Source organism: Halorientalis salina, assembly GCF_005049285.1.
In the GTDB taxonomy this organism is placed as follows: Archaea; Halobacteriota; Halobacteria; order Halobacteriales; family Haloarculaceae; genus Halorientalis; species Halorientalis salina.
In genome coordinates this window covers 102,710-121,071 of sequence record NZ_SOSC01000002.1, presented here as the reverse complement: position 1 = coordinate 121,071, position 18,362 = coordinate 102,710, and the positions used below count along the sequence as shown (strand labels likewise).

General features: G+C 65.7%; 25 protein-coding genes, 1 tRNA gene and 1 other RNA gene. 16 read left to right on the top strand and 11 right to left on the bottom strand.

What is annotated here, in order from left to right; genetic code table 11:
• Positions 1–9: 9 nt before the first annotated feature.
• On the top strand, positions 10–663 hold the full coding sequence (locus E2481_RS05045) for a hypothetical protein (RefSeq protein ID WP_136716047.1): 654 nt from the start codon (positions 10–12) through the stop codon (positions 661–663).
• Here E2481_RS05045 and E2481_RS05040 read toward each other — a convergent pair whose 3' ends face one another.
• Entirely contained in the window at positions 664–1,209 is a 546-nt protein-coding gene (locus tag E2481_RS05040; protein ID WP_136716046.1) for a tRNA (cytidine(56)-2'-O)-methyltransferase, read from the bottom strand.
• 24 nt (positions 1,210–1,233) lie between these two features.
• Complete coding sequence (locus tag E2481_RS05035; protein WP_136716045.1) at positions 1,234–1,836, bottom strand: hypothetical protein; 603 nt, start codon at positions 1,834–1,836, stop codon at positions 1,234–1,236.
• A 216-nt stretch (positions 1,837–2,052) separates the two neighbouring features.
• On the opposite strand from E2481_RS05035, the gene E2481_RS05030 reads away from it, so the two are divergent.
• Positions 2,053–2,979: an NAD-dependent epimerase/dehydratase family protein gene (locus tag E2481_RS05030; protein WP_136716044.1), complete on the top strand. Its 927-nt coding sequence runs from the start codon at positions 2,053–2,055 to the stop codon at positions 2,977–2,979.
• A gap of 30 nt (positions 2,980–3,009) precedes the next feature.
• Here the strand turns inward: E2481_RS05030 and E2481_RS18920 are convergent, their stop codons facing one another.
• The gene (locus E2481_RS18920) at positions 3,010–3,138 is read right to left on the bottom strand and encodes a hypothetical protein (RefSeq protein ID WP_256867881.1); all 129 of its coding nucleotides are present in this window, start codon (positions 3,136–3,138) and stop codon (positions 3,010–3,012) included.
• A gap of 142 nt (positions 3,139–3,280) precedes the next feature.
• On the opposite strand from E2481_RS18920, the gene E2481_RS05025 reads away from it, so the two are divergent.
• Genes E2481_RS05025 through E2481_RS05010 form a run of 4 tightly spaced genes read left to right on the top strand, consistent with a single transcriptional unit; the run spans position 3,281 to position 5,964 of the window.
• The gene (locus E2481_RS05025; protein WP_136716043.1) at positions 3,281–4,045 is read left to right on the top strand and encodes a DUF2797 domain-containing protein; all 765 of its coding nucleotides are present in this window, start codon (positions 3,281–3,283) and stop codon (positions 4,043–4,045) included.
• Positions 4,046–4,102: 57 nt separating this feature from the next.
• On the top strand, positions 4,103–5,131 hold the full coding sequence (locus E2481_RS05020; protein WP_136716042.1) for a DUF7490 domain-containing protein: 1,029 nt from the start codon (positions 4,103–4,105) through the stop codon (positions 5,129–5,131).
• Positions 5,128–5,442, top strand: a complete 315-nt coding sequence (locus E2481_RS05015) for a hypothetical protein (RefSeq protein WP_136716041.1) — start codon at positions 5,128–5,130, stop codon at positions 5,440–5,442. Before E2481_RS05020 ends, E2481_RS05015 begins: the two co-directional genes overlap by 4 nt.
• 48 nt (positions 5,443–5,490) lie before the next feature.
• Positions 5,491–5,964: a hypothetical protein gene (locus E2481_RS05010; protein WP_136716040.1), complete on the top strand. Its 474-nt coding sequence runs from the start codon at positions 5,491–5,493 to the stop codon at positions 5,962–5,964.
• A gap of 305 nt (positions 5,965–6,269) precedes the next feature.
• On the opposite strand, the gene E2481_RS05005 is transcribed toward E2481_RS05010, so the two are convergent.
• Both E2481_RS05005 and E2481_RS05000 read right to left on the bottom strand, forming a co-directional pair.
• Complete coding sequence (locus E2481_RS05005) at positions 6,270–7,373, bottom strand: glycosyltransferase (RefSeq protein WP_136716039.1); 1,104 nt, start codon at positions 7,371–7,373, stop codon at positions 6,270–6,272.
• Between the two features lie 28 nt (positions 7,374–7,401).
• On the bottom strand, positions 7,402–8,463 hold the full coding sequence (locus E2481_RS05000) for a glycosyltransferase family 4 protein (RefSeq protein WP_136716038.1): 1,062 nt from the start codon (positions 8,461–8,463) through the stop codon (positions 7,402–7,404).
• Between the two features lie 92 nt (positions 8,464–8,555).
• Between E2481_RS05000 and E2481_RS04995 the strand changes: the two genes are divergently transcribed.
• The 3 genes from E2481_RS04995 to E2481_RS04985 all read left to right on the top strand — a co-directional run bounded on the left by E2481_RS04995 (position 8,556) and on the right by E2481_RS04985 (position 10,079).
• Positions 8,556–8,840, top strand: a complete 285-nt coding sequence (locus tag E2481_RS04995) for a ribonuclease P protein component 4 (RefSeq protein WP_136716037.1) — start codon at positions 8,556–8,558, stop codon at positions 8,838–8,840.
• An 88-nt stretch (positions 8,841–8,928) separates the two neighbouring features.
• Complete coding sequence (locus E2481_RS04990) at positions 8,929–9,177, top strand: YhbY family RNA-binding protein (RefSeq protein ID WP_136716036.1); 249 nt, start codon at positions 8,929–8,931, stop codon at positions 9,175–9,177.
• Positions 9,174–10,079 carry a mechanosensitive ion channel family protein gene (locus E2481_RS04985; protein ID WP_136716035.1) on the top strand — a complete coding sequence of 302 codons (906 nt, stop codon included), beginning with the start codon at positions 9,174–9,176 and terminating at the stop codon, positions 10,077–10,079. The genes E2481_RS04990 and E2481_RS04985 overlap by 4 nt, the downstream gene beginning before the upstream one ends.
• Before the next feature lie 117 nt (positions 10,080–10,196).
• Here the strand turns inward: E2481_RS04985 and ffs are convergent.
• Together ffs and E2481_RS04975 are read right to left on the bottom strand one after the other, a co-directional pair.
• An RNA gene (gene ffs / locus E2481_RS04980) (signal recognition particle sRNA) lies at positions 10,197–10,508 on the bottom strand.
• A 57-nt stretch (positions 10,509–10,565) separates the two neighbouring features.
• Positions 10,566–10,961: a DUF7548 family protein gene (locus tag E2481_RS04975; RefSeq protein WP_136716034.1), complete on the bottom strand. Its 396-nt coding sequence runs from the start codon at positions 10,959–10,961 to the stop codon at positions 10,566–10,568.
• Between the two features lie 90 nt (positions 10,962–11,051).
• Between E2481_RS04975 and E2481_RS04970 the strand changes: the two genes are divergently transcribed.
• Positions 11,052–11,381: a DUF5798 family protein gene (locus tag E2481_RS04970; RefSeq protein WP_136716033.1), complete on the top strand. Its 330-nt coding sequence runs from the start codon at positions 11,052–11,054 to the stop codon at positions 11,379–11,381.
• Between the two features lie 12 nt (positions 11,382–11,393).
• Here E2481_RS04970 and E2481_RS04965 read toward each other — a convergent pair whose 3' ends face one another.
• From E2481_RS04965 to E2481_RS04955, 3 genes are all read right to left on the bottom strand, one after another.
• Complete coding sequence (locus tag E2481_RS04965) at positions 11,394–11,804, bottom strand: CoA-binding protein (RefSeq protein ID WP_136716032.1); 411 nt, start codon at positions 11,802–11,804, stop codon at positions 11,394–11,396.
• 43 nt (positions 11,805–11,847) lie between these two features.
• On the bottom strand, positions 11,848–12,483 hold the full coding sequence (locus E2481_RS04960) for an RAD55 family ATPase (RefSeq protein WP_136716031.1): 636 nt from the start codon (positions 12,481–12,483) through the stop codon (positions 11,848–11,850).
• 125 nt (positions 12,484–12,608) lie between these two features.
• Complete coding sequence (locus tag E2481_RS04955) at positions 12,609–13,454, bottom strand: geranylgeranylglycerol-phosphate geranylgeranyltransferase (RefSeq protein WP_136716030.1); 846 nt, start codon at positions 13,452–13,454, stop codon at positions 12,609–12,611.
• Positions 13,455–13,589: 135 nt separating this feature from the next.
• Here E2481_RS04955 and E2481_RS04950 point away from each other — a divergent pair.
• Together E2481_RS04950 and E2481_RS04945 are read left to right on the top strand one after the other, a co-directional pair.
• Positions 13,590–13,664: transfer RNA gene (locus E2481_RS04950), tRNA-Arg, on the top strand.
• 132 nt (positions 13,665–13,796) lie between these two features.
• Positions 13,797–14,519, top strand: a complete 723-nt coding sequence (locus tag E2481_RS04945) for an RNase P subunit p30 family protein (RefSeq protein WP_136716029.1) — start codon at positions 13,797–13,799, stop codon at positions 14,517–14,519.
• Here E2481_RS04945 and E2481_RS04940 read toward each other — a convergent pair.
• Complete coding sequence (locus E2481_RS04940; RefSeq protein WP_136716028.1) at positions 14,516–15,472, bottom strand: hypothetical protein; 957 nt, start codon at positions 15,470–15,472, stop codon at positions 14,516–14,518. The genes E2481_RS04945 and E2481_RS04940 overlap by 4 nt on opposite strands.
• A gap of 100 nt (positions 15,473–15,572) precedes the next feature.
• Here E2481_RS04940 and E2481_RS04935 point away from each other — a divergent pair, with 100 nt between their 5' ends.
• The 4 genes from E2481_RS04935 to E2481_RS04920 all read left to right on the top strand — a co-directional run bounded on the left by E2481_RS04935 (position 15,573) and on the right by E2481_RS04920 (position 18,342).
• Positions 15,573–16,211 (top strand): class I SAM-dependent methyltransferase, encoded by a 639-nt coding sequence (locus tag E2481_RS04935; RefSeq protein ID WP_136716027.1) that lies wholly within the window; start codon positions 15,573–15,575, stop codon positions 16,209–16,211.
• A complete protein-coding gene (locus E2481_RS04930; RefSeq protein WP_136716026.1) occupies positions 16,208–16,687 on the top strand; it encodes an Rpp14/Pop5 family protein in 480 nt (159 codons plus the stop codon). The genes E2481_RS04935 and E2481_RS04930 overlap by 4 nt, the downstream gene beginning before the upstream one ends.
• A gap of 2 nt (positions 16,688–16,689) precedes the next feature.
• On the top strand, positions 16,690–17,502 hold the full coding sequence (psmA, locus tag E2481_RS04925) for an archaeal proteasome endopeptidase complex subunit alpha (RefSeq protein WP_136716025.1): 813 nt from the start codon (positions 16,690–16,692) through the stop codon (positions 17,500–17,502).
• Positions 17,503–17,616: 114 nt separating this feature from the next.
• Positions 17,617–18,342, top strand: a complete 726-nt coding sequence (locus E2481_RS04920; RefSeq protein ID WP_136716024.1) for a ribosome assembly factor SBDS — start codon at positions 17,617–17,619, stop codon at positions 18,340–18,342.
• The last annotated feature ends 20 nt before the right edge of the window (positions 18,343–18,362 follow it).

The window sequence follows — 18,362 nt, the reverse complement described above, 5'->3', positions numbered from 1 at the left end:
CCGAGACGCATGACCGCGACGCTGAGAGACTCCCTTCCGGGTCGCTCCGCAGCCCGGCGCGTGCTCTCTGCCGTCGGAGTCGTCGTCCTCTTCCGGTTTCTCTTCGAGTTCACCTGGCCGCAGGTCGTCGTCATCACGCTTGTCCTGCTCGTGAGCGAGTCCGTGGAGCTGTCGGAACCGATTCCGGGTATGGACGAGCGCCACTTCCGACTCCTCCTGGGACTGATCGGCGTGGCCGCCGGCGGTGTCGCGTACTGGGGCCAGTCCGACGCGGGCGTCGCCGTCGCCGGGTTCGTCGTCGGTGGCTGGCTCGTGCTCGACGCGCTCTACAGCCTGCGGACCGGTCTTCGCGCGGTCGACGACGACCTCGAAGAAGCCGGATTCGGCGAACTGATGTTGCTGATGCAGGTCGGGAACCTCGTCGCCGAGGAACTGAAAACTGGGCCGAAGACGGTCCCGGAACTCGCCGAGGCCTGTGACATGACCGAATCCCGCGTCCGTGACGCGCTCGACTATCACGAGCAGGCCGGAACGGCCTCTCGCGAGGGCGACCTGTGGATACTGGACGAATCGAAAATCGGTCCCTGGCCGTTCGTCCGCGATAACGCGCGCCGCCTCCTCGCCCGCCTCCTGCGCCCGTTCCGGCTGTTCGTCCCGTCGTAGCTACTCGTCGGGCTCTTCGACCCGCTTGCCGATGGCCTGGGGGATCACCGTCTTCTGGGCGTCTTCCCACTCGCGGTCGAGTTCCCGGCCCTCGAACAGCCGGTCGAGGAAGACCGCGAGCGAGGCGATCTCGGAGTGGGGCTGGTTCGTCACCGCGACGTTCCAGTCGGCCCACTCGTACACCTCGAAGGGGACCTTCTCGGCCCCGACGACGACGAGCAGCGGGTCGCGGTCCGCCTGGAGGGTCCCCCGGATCTCGTCTTCGACGTTCTGGACTTCCAGCCCGTACATCGTGAGGTGGACGACGTTGCCGTCCCAGTCCCGGACGACGGGCCGCCAGGACTCGACCGTCTCGGTCTCGAAGGGGCCGCCGAACCGGTCGGTGATGTCCTCGACGGTGTCGGCGCGACTGCTGGCCTGGCCCGCCAGAATCGCGCGGTCGGCACCCAGCGCCCGCGCGGTCAGCCCCACGTGGGTCGTGATACGCTCGTCGCGGCCCGGACGGTGGCCGAGTCGGAGCACCGCGACCTCGGGTTCCTCGTGCATACCACCCCGAATGGCCGTCCCCGGTTAGGGGGTTTCGATAGCGCGGGACTCCCCCGTGACCTCCTTTTTCAGGGGATCTCGCAGGCTCTCGGTCGTGAAGAACTCGACGCCGTCCCGCTCGGTGTAGACGCCCATCACCGAGACGACCGGACTCACGCGGCCCAGCAACAGGATGTCGAGTCGACTCAATCGACTCTCGTTGTGGTCGACGTGGCTGTGGACGTTCCCGACCAGTCGCGGGTTCTTCCCGGCGGCCACCTGTCCGGCGGTCTCGGGGACGCAGGTGAAGGCGATGCGGTCCGACCGCTTGAACAGCGTCTGTGCCTGAACGACCTCGGTGACGCGGATGTGGGTGCTGTTTTTCGTCCCGTAGAGACACCACCCCTCCTCGTGGTTCGGGTCGTACCCGCCTTCGATCCGCTCGACGGCCGACTGGTCGATGACGACCGTGCGGTCGTCGTTGTTGTACCCCGTCGTCCCCATCGAGAGGCCGACCGATGCGAAATACCAGACGAAAAACCCCTGGGTGAGGAGCAGCAGGGCGACGAGGACGACCACCAATTGCGCGAGCGCCTGCTTGGTGTATCGGCGCTCGAACCACTCGGTGAGTCGGGTCAGGGGGTTCATCACTTGGCATCGACCTCGTCGGTTCGACCGGGTAAGGTCCGCTTACCGCCGGTAGGCTGCACCCACCGTCGCGTCTTCTGGTATCGTCCGTGCTCGTCGGGGACTGAAAACCGTACCTGCAGTGTACTTGCGGCTTGGATAGGATCGCCGGCACGCTTCCTCGATGCTATCGTCCGCCTTCCAAAAGCACTTGGCCAGCGGCGTGGGAGTCGACGCATGGAACTCTCCGGAAAACGCATCCTGGTGACCGGCGGCGCGGGGTTCGTCGGCTCGCACCTCTGTGAGCGACTCGTCGCGGACAACGACGTCCGGGTGGTTGACGACCTCTCGAACGGGGATCGATCGTGGCTTCCCGACGGCGTCGAGTTCGTCGAGGGCGACCTCACTGACCCGTCCGTCGCCGCCGACGCCATCACCGGGGACCTCGATATGGTCTTTCACTTCGCAGCCGACAAGAACGCCGCCCGCGACGACGTCGAGCAGTACCGGTTCAACAACCGACTGACCGAGACCGTCCTCGAACGGATGGACGCCGTCGGCGTGGACAACATCGCCTTCACGTCGTCCTCGACGGTGTACGGCGAAGCACCGCGGCCCACGCCGGAGGACTTCGCGCCGCTGGAACCCATCAGCATCTACGGCGCGAGCAAACTCGGCGAGGAGAGCCTCATCTCGGTCTACGCCAAGAGCCACGACATGACCGCCTGGGTGTACCGCTTCGCCAACATCGTCGGCCCGCGCCTCCAGAAGGGCGCGGTCATCCCCGACTTCATCCACAAACTCCGCGAGGACCCCGCCACCCTCGAAATCCTGGGCGACGGCCGCCAGGAGAAGTCCTACCTGCACATCGACGAGTGCATCGACGCGATGTGCCACGTCGTCGAGACCGCGGAGAAAGACCTCAACGTCTACAACCTCGGGACCCGAACCACCACGTCGGTCACGACCATCGCTGATATCGTCGCCGACGAAATGGATCTCGACCCCGAGTACGAGTTCACCGGCGGCGATCGCGGGTGGGTGGGCGACGTACCGCGAATGCGTCTCTCCATCGAGAAGCTCTCGGCGCTCGGCTGGGATCCCGAACAGTCCAGCGACGACGCGGTCCGGCAGGCCGTGCGGGAACTGCTCGACGAACACTGAGTCGGACCCCTGTAGCCGCTGGGGCCGGTCTCACTCGAACTCGGGGAGCGTTCGCTGGATCGCATCGCTGTGGGAGAGACAGGATTTACAGACGTAGTCCGCGGCGCGGGCATCGAAGTACTCGATCGACCCACACTCGGGACAGTACGCGAACGGCACAGGCCCCTTTCTCACGCCTGTCTACTTAGCTAACACGGACGAGGATGACGGACGGCGTACGGGCGGCAGACGACCGGGCGTCCCGAGTGGCGGTCGGCACCCGAACAGCAAGGATAAATCGGGCGGGGTCCAACCGCTTGGCGTGCAGATCGTCGGGTACGACACCGGTGCTGGCGACGACGAGAGCGACCCCGCACTCGTGCTCTCGACTGAGGAGGGACTCGACCGCCAGCCGCTCGTGTCCGGAGCCGAACTGGCCTACACTCTCGGCGAGCGTCACTGCGCCGGAACGGTTCAGGATGGTCGTCACGAGTCCTGTCCGAACGAATCAGCGCCCTACTGCGACGACCACACCAGCAGGTGGGCCTGTGCCCGGTGCGTTGGGAATTGCGACCTCCCGCTGCCCGCCTGCCGGGAGGAACACGCGGTCTACCTGGCGGCCTTCGCCCCGGCGACGTTCAAGGTCGGGGTCACCCGCTCGTGGCGACTCCGGACCCGCCTCCGCGAGCAGGGGGCCGACAGAGCGGCCCACATTCGAACGGTCAAGGACGGCCGCATCGCCCGGCAACTGGAGGCCGAAATCGCCACCGACCTGGTCGACCGGGTCCGAGTGCCGACGAAGATCGCGGGACTTCACCGCGACGTGGACGAGGCCGCCTGGCGGGACTTGCTGGCGGAGTTCGACGTACTCGAACGGTTCGACTTCGATTACGGACTACCCCTCTCGGACCGGCCGGTCGAAGAGACGGTGCTTACGGGAACGGTGCGTGGGGCCCAGGGACGGGTCCTCGTGCTCGACAACGGGGGCAGCACCTACGCCGTGGACATGCGCGATCTGGTCGGCTACGAGTGTACTGAGGGGGGAACCGACCGCGAGTTGCAATCCAGCCTCGGCGCGTTCGGGTAGGCCGAAAGTACCATTTCACACACAAGACCCATATATGACGGTTTCGTCGGTATCGCCGTGCAACGTGAATGGCCGCTCGTCGGCGGCTTCCTCGCCGTCGTCCTGATCGCCCTCCTCGTCGCCGCCGTCGTCCCCGGTGTCATCGCCCAACCGGAGTCCGACGAACGCGATTCCCTCCAGCTTCGGGACCTCTCGGTCTCCCACGGGACAGTCACTGGCGAGACAGTCCCGCTCTCGGTCGAAGCGCGCGTCCAGCACGCCGGCGGTCCGTCCGAGAACGTCACCGTGCTGTTCCGGGCGGTCGGCATCGAATCCGGACTGGTCGAGACGACCGACACCGTCGACGTCGGGACGGTCGAAGGTGACCGCGAGGTGCCCGTGACCGCCGACCTCAGGGTCAACCGAACCGGTGGGTACCGGATCGACACCGTCGTCTACCGGGACGGTGAACGGCGCTCGTCGGGGTCGACCTCCGTCGACGGCGTCGGGAACCTGGTCCCGCAGTACGCCGACTCGAACGTCGACTTCCACCGGTTCGCCGGTGGTCCGAACGCGCTCCCCTCGATCGAGTATTCGATCGAGTCGACGACCGACGACCGGACGACGCTGAACGTCTCGACGTACCTCACGAACGGCGGCGACACGCCCTCGGAGGACATGCGACTCGTGTTGAAGGCCCGGCAGGCCGACTCGAACATCCTGGCTTCCGAGCGGGTGGTCCGGGTCGGCCAGATCTCGCCCGGTTCGACCGAGACGCCCACCACGACGCTGACCGTGCCAGGCGAGTACAACTACTACCTCGATGCCGTCCTCTGGAAGGAGGACGTCATCGTCACGACCGCTCGCTCGGCGGCGAACCTGAACCCCACCGAGACGATCGAAGTCAACCAGACCAGACGCGAAGTCGGACTCCAGGTCGGTGACTTCCAGCGCGGGTCCGGCAGTGCCGACGGCCCTGACCGCGAACCCGGCGAGACACCGATGCCAGACTCCTCCGGGGACGGCCCCGGGTTCGGTCCCGGCCTCGCGCTCGCCGGCATCCTTGGTGGACTGTTCGTCCTCGCCCGACGAGGTGATCCCCGATGACAGACACTGAATCCGAATCCACAATCGACACGGACCGAGCTTCGACCGACGACCAGCGCACCGCGAGTTCTACTGGGGAGGACGGACTGATCGGCGAGGACGCGACGTACTATCTCTACTGGGGTGCCTTCACCACGCTGTTGCTGTTGGCACTGCTTTCGACGGTGCGGTTCTATCTCTCCGCCTCGAACGCCATCGGCATCTGGGTCGCCCCCGACTTCGTGCCCGTCTTCCAGGCGGTGTTCAACCTCGCCGTCGTCCTGGGATGTGGCGTCGGGCTCTCCCTGCTGGTCCGACGAATGGGTGAGTGACAGCCAGACACGACAACCCTTTTCAGACGCCGTCGCCAACGCCGTCCCATGGCAGACGACGACTCTACAGACGCTGACACCGAGGCCGAGGCAGACAGTGGTAGCGAGGAAACCGAAGGTGAAGGGAAGTCCTTCCGCGAGCGCGTCGAGGAGATCCGCCAGCAGCGCGCCGAGGAAGGCGAGGAGGGCGAAGGTGGCGAGCAGTCCCGCGAGGAGCGACTCGAAGAGATGATGGGCGGCGGTGGCGGCCCCGGCGGCATGGGTGGCGGCAATCCCTTCGCGCAGATGATGGGCGGCATGATGGGCGGCGGTGGCGGCCCCGGTGGCATGGGCGGCGGCGGTCCCGGCGGCATGGGTCCGGGCGGCCCCGGTGGGATGGGCCCCGGCGGCGAAGGCCGCGGTCGCGAGGAGTCCGGCGGCGGCAGCAACGAGGAGATGGTCCGCGAAGTGCGAAAGCTCCGAGACGAGGTCCACGACGTGCGACGGACCCTCGAACGGATCGCCGAAGCGCTCGAAAACTAACCACCTTTTTACTTCGAGGGGTCGGTGGGGCGACCCCTCTCGCAAAAACGTGGGCAAAAAACTGCTGCTGGCTCGTGCCTACAGCACTCGCCAGCAGTGAACCGCGACGCTCCGCGCCACGGATGCGCCCTGCGACCGCATACTGCTGGTTCTCGCTAGAACGCTCACTGGTCAGTACCGAATCTCCGGTCCGGCCTACTGGTTCCGAAAGTGGTCGACGTCCGGTTTCGATCGGGTCACTTCCTCGGAGCTCTCGGCGCTCGTTTCGTAACGTCGAGAAAAACTGTTCGGTGTTCGTCAGATAGCTACAGCAGCATGTCGTAGACGTCTTCCAGCACGTCGACGGCGTGGTCGACGCCGATCAACTCCCGGCGGTCGAGACAGTTCTCGCTGAGTTCGTCGCGCTCGTCGAGCGTCCGCTGGATGACCTCGGCGAAGGCGTCGGCGTCGCCCGGCGGCGCGCGGTAGCCCGTGACGCCCGTGACGACCGTATCCGAGAGTGCGCCGGCGTCGACGCCGGCGATGGGCGTCCCGCAGGCGTTGGCCTCCAGCGCGACCAGTCCCTGCGTCTCGACGGGGCTCGGGAACGCGAACGCGTCGAGCGAGGCGTAAAACGCCGGGAGGTGCTCCCGGTCGAGGAAGCCGAGGAACCGGATATCCACGTCCGCGTCGGCGGCCAGTTCCTCCAGGCGGTCCCGCGCCGGCCCGTCACCACCGAACACCACGGTCACGTCCATCCCGTCGGTGGCCTCGACGATGAGATCCAGTTGCTTTTCGTACCCGTGTCGACCCGTGTAGCCGACGAGCGGCTTCCCGGTGTTCAGGTCGTGCTCGCGACGGAACGCCTCGGTGTCGACCGGGCGGAACCGGTCGATGTCGACGCCGTTGGGGACCACTTCGATGGCCGTCCGGACGCCCATCTCCCGGAGGTGGTGGCGTGCGGGTTCGCTCGGGACGACGACCATCTCCGCGCGGTTCATGTACCACTTCTCGTATGCCTTGGCCGCCTTCTCGACGGGTGGACGGAGCCACCCCTCGGCGATGTAGTCGGCGTACTCGGCCGTGGGCGTGTGATACGAGGCGACGAGCGGGACGTTGTGTCGCCGGGCGTAGTGGAGACCGGCGAGCCCCATCAGAAACGGCGTGTGGGTGTGGATGAGATCGGGATCCATCGCCTCGATCTCGTCGGGAATCTGGGGCATCGCGGCGTGGTACCCGTCGTAGAACGGAAAGGAGACGGATTGGACCGGATACTCGTCCGGTGTCGGATCGTAGTCCTCGGCACCGGGATAGACGACCGGCATCGACCCCCCGCGTTCGGCCCACTGCTTCTGCCAGGTCTGGACGGTGTAGGTGACGCCGTTGACCGTCGGCAGATACGTGTCCGTGAAGACGGCGACGGTGGGCATCGGTGTCCCCCTGTTGACAGACCTGTGGTTAATGCGTTGCGTTGTCATCGAGTTCCCGATAGATACTCGCCAGTCGCTCACCGACTCGTTCCAGACCGTGCTCCTCGGCCGTCGCCCGGGCGTTCTCACCCAGTCGTTCGCGGAGATCCGGGTTCGCCTCCAGTTCCGCCAGCGCGTCCCTGAATTCGTCCCTCGTCTCGCATTTCAGACAGTCCTCGCCGTGCGTGTAGAACTCCTCGAAGACGGGGATGTCGCGGAGCACGACGGCCTTCCGGCAGGCCATTGCCTCCAGGACGGCGATGCCCTGGTTCTCGGCTTTCGTCGGGAACAGGTACACGTCCCCCGCGCCGAAGGCCCCGCGCTTGTCGTTGACCCACCCGGTGAACGTGACGTTCTCCGGCGGGTTCCCGGTCCACCGCTTGACCGTCTTCGAGGCGTGTGGCCCCGAGTCGTAGGGACCGAACCAGGCGAACTCGTAGTCGGTCTCCTGGGCCAGCCGGCAAAAGGTCGTCAGACCCTTCCGCTCGAAGACGTTGCCGACCGCGAAGACGACCATCCCTTCCAGATCGAACCGCTCGCGGTACTCCGTCCTGCAGTCCTCGTACCCCTCCAGCGAGTCGAGGTCCACGCCGTTGCTGATGGGTCGGATGGGGGCGTCGACGGGATAGGCTTCGATGGTGCGTTTCGTGTACTCGCTGGGACAGAGGACGAGGTCGGCCTGCGAGTAGAACCACCGGAGGTAGCGCCCGAGCGAGCCGGCGAGGTACGTCGACCCGCGGAAACTCTCCGCGAAGTCCTCCTTCGTGACGTGGGAATGGAGGACCAGCGGGATGTCGTTGCGGCGCGCGTACCGTGCCACGGCGACCGTTCCCGGACCGATCATGTTGCAGTGAGCCACGTCGAAGTCCGCGATCGGATCGTGGCCCATGAGCGCTCGTTCGAGTCCGTCGCTGGCGCTCCCGCCGGTCCAGGGCGAGGTCAGCACCTCGACGTCGGTTTCGGCGAGCGCGGCGCGTTGCTGGTCGACCGACGTGCCGATACCGCTACGGTTGAGGCGGGATTCGAGTTCGAGGTAGTTGAGCGCGCGCACAGGCGGGCCGATACACCCTCGTGGCAAAATCCTACCGGAACGGCCGAGCGCAACCTATACCGGCCCCGGCCTCCCAGTTCCGGCTATCCCGAATGTCCACCGAGGAGACTATCGCGGCCGAGCGCATCGAACGCCTGCAGGAACTGGCGCGTGACGCCGCCGCCGACGGCGAGTTCGACCGGGCCAGGGAGTACGTGCGTCGCGCACGCCGCGTCGCGGAACGGAACCGGCTCTCGCTTCCCCGGGAGTTCAAGCGCTTCACCTGCGACCGCTGTGACGTGTCTCTCGTGCCCGGCGTGAACGCGCGGGTGCGAACGCGAGACGGGCACGTCGTGATCACCTGTGACTGCGGTGGGCACGCGCGATACCCGTACTGAGCTGTCGCCCGTCGGTTTCCGCGGACGCAACGGACACCGAACCAGTTGGGACAGCCTTTAACGGTCGTACCTCCCAAGTATCGATATCATGACCAACGATAACCGCCGTCAGCGGATTCACGACCTCGACGTGACAGTGTGGGTCGGCAAGAACGGGATCGAAGCCGTCGTCGACGAACTCTCGGACCAACTCGCCGAGCGCAACCTCGTGAAGGTGAAGTTCCTCCGGGCGGCCCGCGGCGGGACGACGACCGAGGCGTTGGCCGACGAACTCGCCGATGACGTGAACGCTGACCTCGTCGAAACACGCGGCCATACGGCGGTGCTAGAGCGGTGACGGTACCGCTCCAGTCGGGGGCGTCGTTCGTCGCTGAACTGCTCACCCGGGGCGGCGTTCCCGGTGAGTTCGCCGGGGCCGCCGGCGCGACGATTACCTTCGTCGTGGCCTTTCTGGCCCTCTATTTCGTCGGCCGCCTCACCGTCAGTCCGCTCGTCAACCGCGTGCTGAACGCCCGTGGTCTCGACGCTCACGCCCGGAAACCGCTGATCAAGATCACCCGGATCCTGATCGTCTTCGTCGCCATCGCCGTCGCCTTCGGGCTGGCCGGCTTCGGTAACTTCCTCCAGTCGCTCGCGACGGTCGCCGCCGCCGCGACGCTGGCCATCGGTTTCGCCATGCAGGAGGTCATCAGGAACTTCGTCGCCGGCATCTTCATCTTCACCGACAGGCCGTTCCGCATCGGCGACTGGATCGAGTGGGACGACCAGTCCGGCGTCGTCGAGGACATCAGCCTCCGCGTGACGCGAGTCCGTACCTTCGACAACGAACTGCTGACCGTCCCGAACTCCAACCTCACCGACGGCGTCATCAAGAACCCCGTCGCCAAGGACCAACTCCGTCTGAAGTTCCTGTTCGGCATCGGCTACGACGACGACATCGACGAAGCCACCGAGATCATCGTCGAGGAGGCCGAAGCCCACGAGGAGATCCTCGACGACCCCGCGCCGTCGGTCCGCCTCGTCGAACTCGGCGATTCCTCTGTCGGACTGCAGTCCCGCATCTGGATCGATAACCCCTCGCGCGGCGACTTCGTCAAGACCCGTGCCGAGTACGTCAAGGCCGTCAAGGAGCGCTTCGACGCCGAGGACATCAACATGCCCTACCCGAACCGCACTATCGGCGGCGACCTCGAACTCGCGAACGTCGAGGGTGTGGCCGAACCGGCGACCGACGACTAACTACCGTTTTCTTCGTCGGATTCGCGTGGAGCGCGAACCCCTTCTCGAAAAACGTGGTTCCCGCACCGAGCACTCGCGAGCGAGGATACTCCTCGACGTAACAATATCGGATGAATGGAATGGACCTCGAGGTTGCCCGGCGTTCGGACGTGGGTAAGCCCGCGCACCTCCTCCACCCCGCGACCCTACGAGCGACGGGTGTCCAGAGATCCGCTGCTCGCTTCCGCGCCTGACGGGCTGTCTCCGGCTAACCACGACAGGTCACCCCTGCAGGTGAGCCATCGTGGACCGCCGCCCCCGCAGGACGAGGCTTCGACGTTGGCTTGCGGGGCCCACGGCCGTCTGACCGTACGCCCCCGAGATTCGGCCCCCGCTAAAGACCATACCACGGGTGACGAGCAGGGCCTAACTGCCCGGCCTAGTCCATTCATCACTAATCCGGAGTAACTTAAGGACCTTTCGGAACAGTACCCTCCCGTCCCCCACTTACAAGACTCCGAGGGCACGCGCGAACCACGCACCGCTCACGGGAACGATCGCCGATACCGCGACCACGATCCAGCGATGGCTCGTCTGGATGGCGATGACGTCGACGCGAACCGTCAGCGCCCACGCGACGGCCACGATGGTCATGAACGCACCCAGCGCGAGCGCGACGCCGGCCGCGAGTTCGGGATCCGTTCGTCCCTCGCGGCCTGCGGCGAAGACGATGATCGTGACGAGTGCGAACAGACCCGCCAACAGCGGGTTGACCGCGCCGGACGTGTAGTACGCGCCCACCGCGGACGCCGAATCAGCCAGCACGTACGGCACACCCAGCGTGACGAGAAACCCCAGCGAGGCGACGATTCCGACGAGTGGCGCGAGCCGCAGGTCGTCCATGCCTCGACGTCCGGAGCCATCGGACTTAATCGCGGCGTTCTCCTCGGTGCCAGCCGAAACGGCCACAAACCTTCGCAGTGAACGGCCCGTATGGTCGGACTCGGCGACACGAAAAAGAAGATTCAGAAGATGGTCGACTCGGCGGAGAAGACCTACGCCAAGATCAACGAACTCCGCGGACAGATCGAGGACCTGCGGGAGAAAGTCGACCGAACCAGCGAACAGGTCGACCGCATGGATCACGAACTCGACGAACAGCGGGCCCTCCTCGACGCGCTCGCCGACGAGCAGGGGATCGACGTCGAACAGGTCCTCGCCGACGCGGCCATCGAAGAGGCCGAAACGGACGGGACTGGGACCGACACCGCGACGGAAGCGAGCGACGCCGCCGGCGGTACCGCGGCGGAGCCGGAAGACTGATCGAAGCGCCGTTCAGGGTTTCAACCGCTGGTGTTCGACTTTGAGACACCGGTCCTGGACGACCCGGCGGCCGTCGTCTTCGGCCCGTTCGGCTGCCTGATCGTCCGTGATCCCCAGTTGTGTCCAGATGACCTGGACGTCGTCGCGTTCTACGGCCTCGTCGACGATACCGGCCACCTCCTCGCTCGGCCGGAACACGTTGACGATGTCGACGGACTCCTCGACGTCGGTCAGCGAGTCGTACGCCTCCCGCCCGAGGACCTCGTCAGCGTACGGGTTTACCGGCACGATCTCGTAGCCGTGGGCCTGCATGTACTTCGGGATCTCGTGGGCCTCCTTGCCGGGCGAGGCCGAACAGCCGACGACGGCGATGGTGTCGTAGTCGAGTATCTCGCCGATCTCCGCGTCGCTTTCGACGGGCATACGTGGAGAGTGGCCACGCCGAGACAAAAGGATACTGCCGGGCTCAGTGGCCAACGGCACCGGTGTCGACGCCCGGGAGTTGCAGGCTGACGTTGCGGTCCTCGTCGGTCCTGACGATGCCGTCGTACAACTGCTTGAGGGTGTTCATCGTCTCCTCGTCGTGGGCCGTCGATTCGATGACGTGGATGCCGACGGCGTCGGCGTTCTCGATCCGGCTCGTAAACACGTGCATGAACCGAAAAACCGTCTGGAGGTCCGAGTACAGCAATAGCGTCGACAGCGAGTCCAGCATGACGCGGTTTCGCTTGACGTTCCGGTTGCGGTAGAACTCCTCGACGAACTCGGAGAACTTGATCCCGATGCCGGTCATGTCCATCGGCGAGGAGGCGTACTTGACGACGTTCGAATCCTGCACCGACTGGCCCTGGTGTTTCGTGACGCAGTCGACGATCCCGAGATTCGCCTCCTCGGGTGCGGTCAGTATCGAGCGGAAGTCCTCCTGCACTCGCTCGGCGTTGTCCCGCGTCGTCACGATGATCGACCCGTCGCCCGCCTCCGACCCCCGTTCGAGCGCCCGCATCGCCAGCTGGCGCTTGCCGCTCAGCGGTGGCCCGGCAATGAGGATGTTCGTGCCGGGATCCACCGTCGCCTCGCCGAACTCCGAACCGAGATCATACATGGAAGGTCCTCGCTGAAAGACTCAGACCGCGGGAATAGCCCCCTCTCGCGGTCGAATTATCTTTACCGTACAGTGGTTCGGGAACGCATATATGCTTTTGGCTGCGGTCGATTCCCAGGTAATTCTCAGGCCAGCGTCGCGGCCCGGCCGACGATGAACGCCACCGCCGCGAGGAACATTCCGTACTTCAGATGGGACTGTCCCGCCGTCGGATCGGTGAACCCCTCGTACCCAGCGTACAACATGATGAGATCCGCCGGGAGGACCACGACCAGATACGCGACGCCGAAGGTTTCGGTCAGATACGGGAGTGGGCTGGCCAGCGCGGCGACGACCAGCATGGCCGCTGCCAGCCACATCGCCCGCCGCTCTCCGACCGCGATCGGTAACGTGTTCAGGCCCTCCTCCCGGTCGCCGGCGATGTCCTCGACGTCCTTGATGATCTCCCGGGCGAGCGTCGACAGCGCTGCCAGGACGAAGAGCACGACCGTCGGTTCGATATTTCCGATCGCAGCGCCCCCGAACAGGAACGTGCTTCCCCCGAGATATGCCACCAGCGCGTTCCCGACCCCGGGCAAGCCCTTGAACAGTTCCGTGTAGGTGACCAGCGCGAGCAGGTTGAGTACCGCAATGGCGATCGCCAGCGGCGGGAGGAGTGCCAGCACCAATACGACTGCCAGTCCGAACAGGCCGATGCTGAACCAGAGCCCGTCCCGCGGTGAGACGGCCCCGCGAGGGATCGGACGGTCCGGGTTGTTGATTCGGTCGATCTCGCGGTCGAAGTAATCGTTGATGGCGTTGCCGGCCCCCGTTGCGAGCACGGTCGCACCGATCGCTCCGACGACCGGTGCTACGGGGAGTCCGCCCGCCGCCGCGACGAACGACCCGATGAACGTCAGTACCCCGGCCGCTACCGAGTTCACGGGTCGCGTCAGCTCGATCAGCCCACGAACGCGCTCGACCGTCGCCATGCGTGGAGTCTCCGAGGTGTGACTGATAAAGCACCCGATACGGGTTATCGTGTGTCGGTGTCTCTCCCGTGAGGGGGTTACACGGTTGGGGCGAACCGAGGCGTTTAACAGGGCACACCGAATACGACGGACCGAGGGCGCTTAGCTCAGTCTGGACAGAGTACTTGGCTTCGGACCAAGCTGTCGCGGGTTCAAATCCTGCAGCGCCCATGCCGTTTCTACACGATTCGAAGCTAAAGACCGCAGTCCTGGCAATCAATCTGCTGGTATTCCTGGGCCGACCATACTGCTCCCCACAGGTATTCGAAACGCCAAAGAGGCGGCCGGGGACACCGATGAGGTATGTACGAGGCGGTTCACGCGCGGCCGGATGGAGCGAGTACGGTCTCTCGGCTGGCGCGAACCGCTAGCGAGTACGGCTTTTCGGGGCTGGTCGTCCGCAATCACGGTGACAGCCGACACGACGCGGACCTCGACCGCGTCCGGGACAGGTACGACATCGACATCGTCAACGGGGTCGAGGTTCGAGCGGACGATCCCTCGCGAGCCAGCGGCTACGTGGGCAACTATCGCCCCGAGCGGACCGTCGTCTGCGTGCACGGCGGGAGCAATCGGATGAACCGCTTTGCCGTCGAGCAATCAGCGGTGGACGTGCTGGCTCACCCGATGGACGGTGGCGATTTCAATCACGTCCTCGCGAAGGAAGCCGCGCGGAACGGCGTTCGCGTCGAGTTCTCGCTCGCTCGCGTGCTCCGCGTGGAGGGCGGTCGACGTGTCCAGGCCATCCAGGACCTCCGGAAACTTCGCGAACTGGTCGACCACTACGACGTGCCCTTCGTCGTGACCGGCGATGCGCGCTCACACCTGCACCTGCGAGCGCCTCGGGAGCTCCGGGCTGTCGGTGAGGCCGTCGGGTTCACCGGCGAGCAGATCGACGCGGGACTCGCCGAGTGGGGACGACTGGCGGATCGCAACCGGGACCGACAGTCGGACGCGTTCGTCGAACCCGGCGTCCGGCGCGGGGAGTACGAGGGGTCGGGGCTGGACGACGGATCGGGCGACTAGTTGCGGTCCTCGTCGGTACCTGATTCGACTTCGATGTCGACGTGGTCGTCGTCGGCACTGGCCGTCTGACTGCCGGGAGTGTAGATGTTGTTCAATGCGGTGCCGGCGTGGGAGACGAGCATCTCCAGGAGCGCTTGTGTCTCTTCGGTGATGGTCTCCGTGCCGCGGGTGAGCGCGACGATCGTGATCGCACTGTGTTCGGTCTGCGTGACGCGGATCGTCAGGACCGATTCGACGCTCTCGTCGAGCGTGTCGGGGAGCCTGTCGGTGTGAGAGACGACGGTCGCCAGGTCGGCGTCCTCGCCCCGCGCCGACAGTTGCGCGACGGTCTCGTCGGGAACGCCGACGATGGTGCTGTCGACGACCGTCGCCAGGTCGCCACGGTGTTCCACGAAGGCGGTGTCGCTGATGTCGGCGAGGGTCGCGACGGCTTCGATACAGAGAGCCGACACCTCCTCCATGGTGGCCGACTGGTTGAGCGCCCGGCCGTAGTTGTTCACGTCCGCGGCGCGGTTGGCAAAGCCCTCGATGCGGTCGCGCTGGCGTTCGAGTTCGGTCAGGCGCGTCCGACTCCGCGCGTCGTAGACGCCGACGAGGACACCCGCGAGCGCCCCGACCGTGATGAGGTCGATCGCGATGGCGGGTGCCGACTCGAAGACCGGGAACGTATCGAGCGCGACGTTCATGCTGGTCAGGAGGAGCGCGGCGATTGCGGCGAAGCCGACCGCACCGCCGACGACCCACGCTCCGACGACGGTCGTGTGCTCACCGTCGTCGCCCCGGAGCATCCAGTACCCCGTAAAGGAGATCGCCAGCGCCATCAGAACGAACGGGGCCGCGTCGATGAGCAGTCCGACCGTCGTCCGCGTCCGACTGGTCGCGTGGACGATCTGGATGCCTGTCAAGAGGAGTCCGCTCACCGCGATGACCGCCCCCTGTACCTGCCGTTGCATAGTTCCTGTCCGAACGGGGTCATCTTTGGTTTTGGGGGTGTTTCACGGTCCCGTCCCGTCGTTCCGAGTCCTTCTTTGGGCTGGCAACACAGGAACGGATATGAAACGGAGCCTGGACGAACACGCCGCTCGGTTCGACGAGGTCGCCGACGACTACGACGAGGACCAGTCCGCGGAGTATCGCGCCTGTGCCGGACTCGTCGTCGACCACGCCGACCCGAGTTCGGACGACGTGGTCCTCGACCTCGGGACCGGAACCGGCGCGATCGCGCTCGCGCTGGCTCCCGACGCCGGTCGCGTCGTCGGGCGCGACATCAGCGAGGGGATGCTCGACCAGGCGCGGTCGAAAGCCGACGCCGAGGGTCTCGACAACGTCGAGTTCGGTGAGGGGCGCTTTCGCGAGCCGAACGTGCCGGACGACGCCGACGTCGACGTCGTGGTCTCGAACTTCGCGATGCACCACCTGAGCGACGCGGAGAAACGCGACGCGATCGACGGGATCGCGGCACTGGAACCGCAGCGATTCGTCCTCGGAGACGTGATGTTCTTCGGCGAACCGGACCCCGAGGAGCCGTTCTACACGCCCGAGGTCGACGATCCCTCGACGGTCGGACTGTTAGCTGACGCACTGACCGATGCGGGATTCACGCTGACCGCGGTCGAGCGGGTCCACGACCAGGTCGGCGTTCTCGTCGCGGAACGCGTCCCGGTGGCGGAAGCAGCCGAGATCGACCCATGAAACACCTGCCGAAACACCTGCGACCGCGCTGGCGGTATCTGGCGGTGGGCATCGAGAGCTGGCCCGACACAGCCGTGGGCCGCAGTGAGTTCCAGCGACACCTGTGGTACGCCGCCCAGAACCTCTTCGGTGACGCCGCCAGCGCCGACCTCGACCTGACCGTCATCGGGTTCGAGCTGGACGACGGGTGCGGGTACGCGATCGTTCGAACGCGACGAGACGAGGTCGACCGGGCGCGGGCGGCCGTGGCCTGTCTCGACGGGATCGACGGACAGGAACTGGGCCTCAGAGTGCGGGGCGTGAGCGGGACGGTACGTGCCTGTGAAGAAAAGTATTTAGGAGCAGACCCGGAAGCACCTGACCAGAGAACAGTCACCTTCGAGGGCGGCGAACGGACTGCCGTCGTGCGGGACGGCCGGTACGACGTGACAGTCGACTCGGCGTTCGCGGGGGCGACGGAGCTCGATTTCGAGTAACTATGCAGGGACAATCACAACAGCAGGCCTACGACCGGGGGATCACCATCTTCTCCCCGGACGGACGCCTCTATCAGGTCGAGTACGCTCGCGAGGCCGTCAAACGGGGGACCGCCTCCATCGGCATCCGCGCGGAGGACGGCGTCGTTCTCGCGGTGGACAAACGCATCCGGTCGCCGCTGATGGAGCGCTCCTCCGTCGAGAAGATTCACAAGGCCGACGACCACATCGGCGTCGCCAGCGCCGGTCACGTCGCCGACGCCCGACAGTTGATCGATTTCGCCCGACGACGCGCACAGGTCAATCAGCTCCGGTACGGCGACCCCATCGGCGTCGAGACGCTCACCAAGGAGGTCACCGACCACATCCAGCAGTACACGCAGATCGGCGGTGCCCGACCGTTCGGCGTCGCGCTCATCGTCGGCGGCGTCGACAAGAACGGCGAACCTCGCCTCTTCGAGACGGATCCCTCGGGGACCCCCTACGAGTGGAAGGCACTGGCCGTCGGTGCCGACCGCGGCGAGATCCGGGACCACTTGGAAGAACACTACAGCGAGGACATCGATCTGGTCGAGGCCGTCGGACTGGCGCTGCGCTCGCTGGCCTCGGTCAACGACGACCAGCTCCGACCCGAAGGCGTCGGCCTCGCGACGATCGACGCCGAAACCGGACGCTACCGGATGCTCACCGACGAAGAAGTCGAGGAGTACCTGGTCGATCTCGATCTGCTCGCCCCTGAAGACGAAGCGGACTCGACCGCCGACGCGGACGACGAGGCCGCCGACGCGGACGAGGGCGCCGACGACACGGAGTAATTCCGGCGAATCTGTTTTTCGAGCCGACCTAACGACGCCAACCAGCAACTCTGTCGCGGGTTATCGAGTTCGAGCGGGAAACACCTTATATGCGTGCCGGTGTAACCCTCAGCTATGATTTCGCTCGACGAGGCGGTGACGGCCCGCCTGGAGTCTCACGGGCAGCGGTTCGAGGTGTTGGTCGATCCGGACGCGGCGCTCACGATCAAACGCGAGGAGTTCGACGGCGAACTGGAGGACGTCATCGCCGCCGAGGACGTCTTCGAGGACGCCTCCCGCGGTGACCGCCCGCCCGAGGACGCACTCGAAGAGGTGTTCGACACGACGGATCCGTTGGAGGTCATCCCGGAGGTCATCAAACGGGGTGAGATCCAGATCACGGCCGAACAGCGCCGCGAGATGCAGGAACAGAAACACAAGCAACTCGTCAACCACATCACCCGGAACGCGGTCAACCCGCAGATGGACGACGCGCCCCACCCTCCGGACCGCATCGAGTCGGCGCTGGAGGAAGCCGGGTTCAAGATCGATCCGATGGAGCCCGTCGAGAACCAGGTCGACGAGGCACTCGACATGCTCCGCCCGGTGATCCCGATCAGGTTCGACGAGATGACCGTGGCGGTGCAGGTGCCGGCCGACTACGCCGGGAAGGCCCAATCGCATATCCGCCAGTTCGGCGACCTGCAAAGCGAGGAGTGGCAGGGCGACGGCTCCTGGGTCGGCGTCATCCAGTTCCCGGCTGGCATGCAAAACGACTTCTACAATCTGGTCAACGAACACACGAGCGGCGAGGCCGAGACCCGGATCATCTCCGACGAGGACGAGATTTCGACTCGGTAACCACGTCTTCCCTGCACTCG

Bases quoted from the DNA above. Each gene is read 5' to 3' on its own strand.
- E2481_RS04920 (WP_136716024.1), top strand. From the start codon at position 17,617: ATGATTTCGCTCGACGAGGCGGTGACGGCCCGCCTGGAGTCTCACGGG.
- E2481_RS04930 (WP_136716026.1), top strand. From the start codon at position 16,208: ATGAAACACCTGCCGAAACACCTGCGACCGCGCTGGCGGTATCTGGCG.
- E2481_RS05005 (WP_136716039.1), bottom strand. From the start codon at position 7,373: ATGCCCACCGTCGCCGTCTTCACGGACACGTATCTGCCGACGGTCAAC.
- E2481_RS04965 (WP_136716032.1), bottom strand. From the start codon at position 11,804: ATGCCCGTCGAAAGCGACGCGGAGATCGGCGAGATACTCGACTACGAC.
- E2481_RS04940 (WP_136716028.1), bottom strand. From the start codon at position 15,472: ATGCAACGGCAGGTACAGGGGGCGGTCATCGCGGTGAGCGGACTCCTC.
- E2481_RS05010 (WP_136716040.1), top strand. From the start codon at position 5,491: ATGGCAGACGACGACTCTACAGACGCTGACACCGAGGCCGAGGCAGAC.
- E2481_RS04990 (WP_136716036.1), top strand. From the start codon at position 8,929: ATGACCAACGATAACCGCCGTCAGCGGATTCACGACCTCGACGTGACA.
- E2481_RS04945 (WP_136716029.1), top strand. From the start codon at position 13,797: ATGTACGAGGCGGTTCACGCGCGGCCGGATGGAGCGAGTACGGTCTCT.
- E2481_RS05040 (WP_136716046.1), bottom strand. From the start codon at position 1,209: ATGCACGAGGAACCCGAGGTCGCGGTGCTCCGACTCGGCCACCGTCCG.
- E2481_RS04970 (WP_136716033.1), top strand. From the start codon at position 11,052: ATGGTCGGACTCGGCGACACGAAAAAGAAGATTCAGAAGATGGTCGAC.
- E2481_RS05035 (WP_136716045.1), bottom strand. From the start codon at position 1,836: ATGAACCCCCTGACCCGACTCACCGAGTGGTTCGAGCGCCGATACACC.
- E2481_RS04935 (WP_136716027.1), top strand. From the start codon at position 15,573: ATGAAACGGAGCCTGGACGAACACGCCGCTCGGTTCGACGAGGTCGCC.
- E2481_RS05015 (WP_136716041.1), top strand. From the start codon at position 5,128: ATGACAGACACTGAATCCGAATCCACAATCGACACGGACCGAGCTTCG.
- E2481_RS05030 (WP_136716044.1), top strand. From the start codon at position 2,053: ATGGAACTCTCCGGAAAACGCATCCTGGTGACCGGCGGCGCGGGGTTC.
- E2481_RS04975 (WP_136716034.1), bottom strand. From the start codon at position 10,961: ATGGACGACCTGCGGCTCGCGCCACTCGTCGGAATCGTCGCCTCGCTG.
- E2481_RS05045 (WP_136716047.1), top strand. From the start codon at position 10: ATGACCGCGACGCTGAGAGACTCCCTTCCGGGTCGCTCCGCAGCCCGG.
- psmA (WP_136716025.1), top strand. From the start codon at position 16,690: ATGCAGGGACAATCACAACAGCAGGCCTACGACCGGGGGATCACCATC.
- E2481_RS04995 (WP_136716037.1), top strand. From the start codon at position 8,556: ATGTCCACCGAGGAGACTATCGCGGCCGAGCGCATCGAACGCCTGCAG.
- E2481_RS04960 (WP_136716031.1), bottom strand. From the start codon at position 12,483: ATGTATGATCTCGGTTCGGAGTTCGGCGAGGCGACGGTGGATCCCGGC.
- E2481_RS04955 (WP_136716030.1), bottom strand. From the start codon at position 13,454: ATGGCGACGGTCGAGCGCGTTCGTGGGCTGATCGAGCTGACGCGACCC.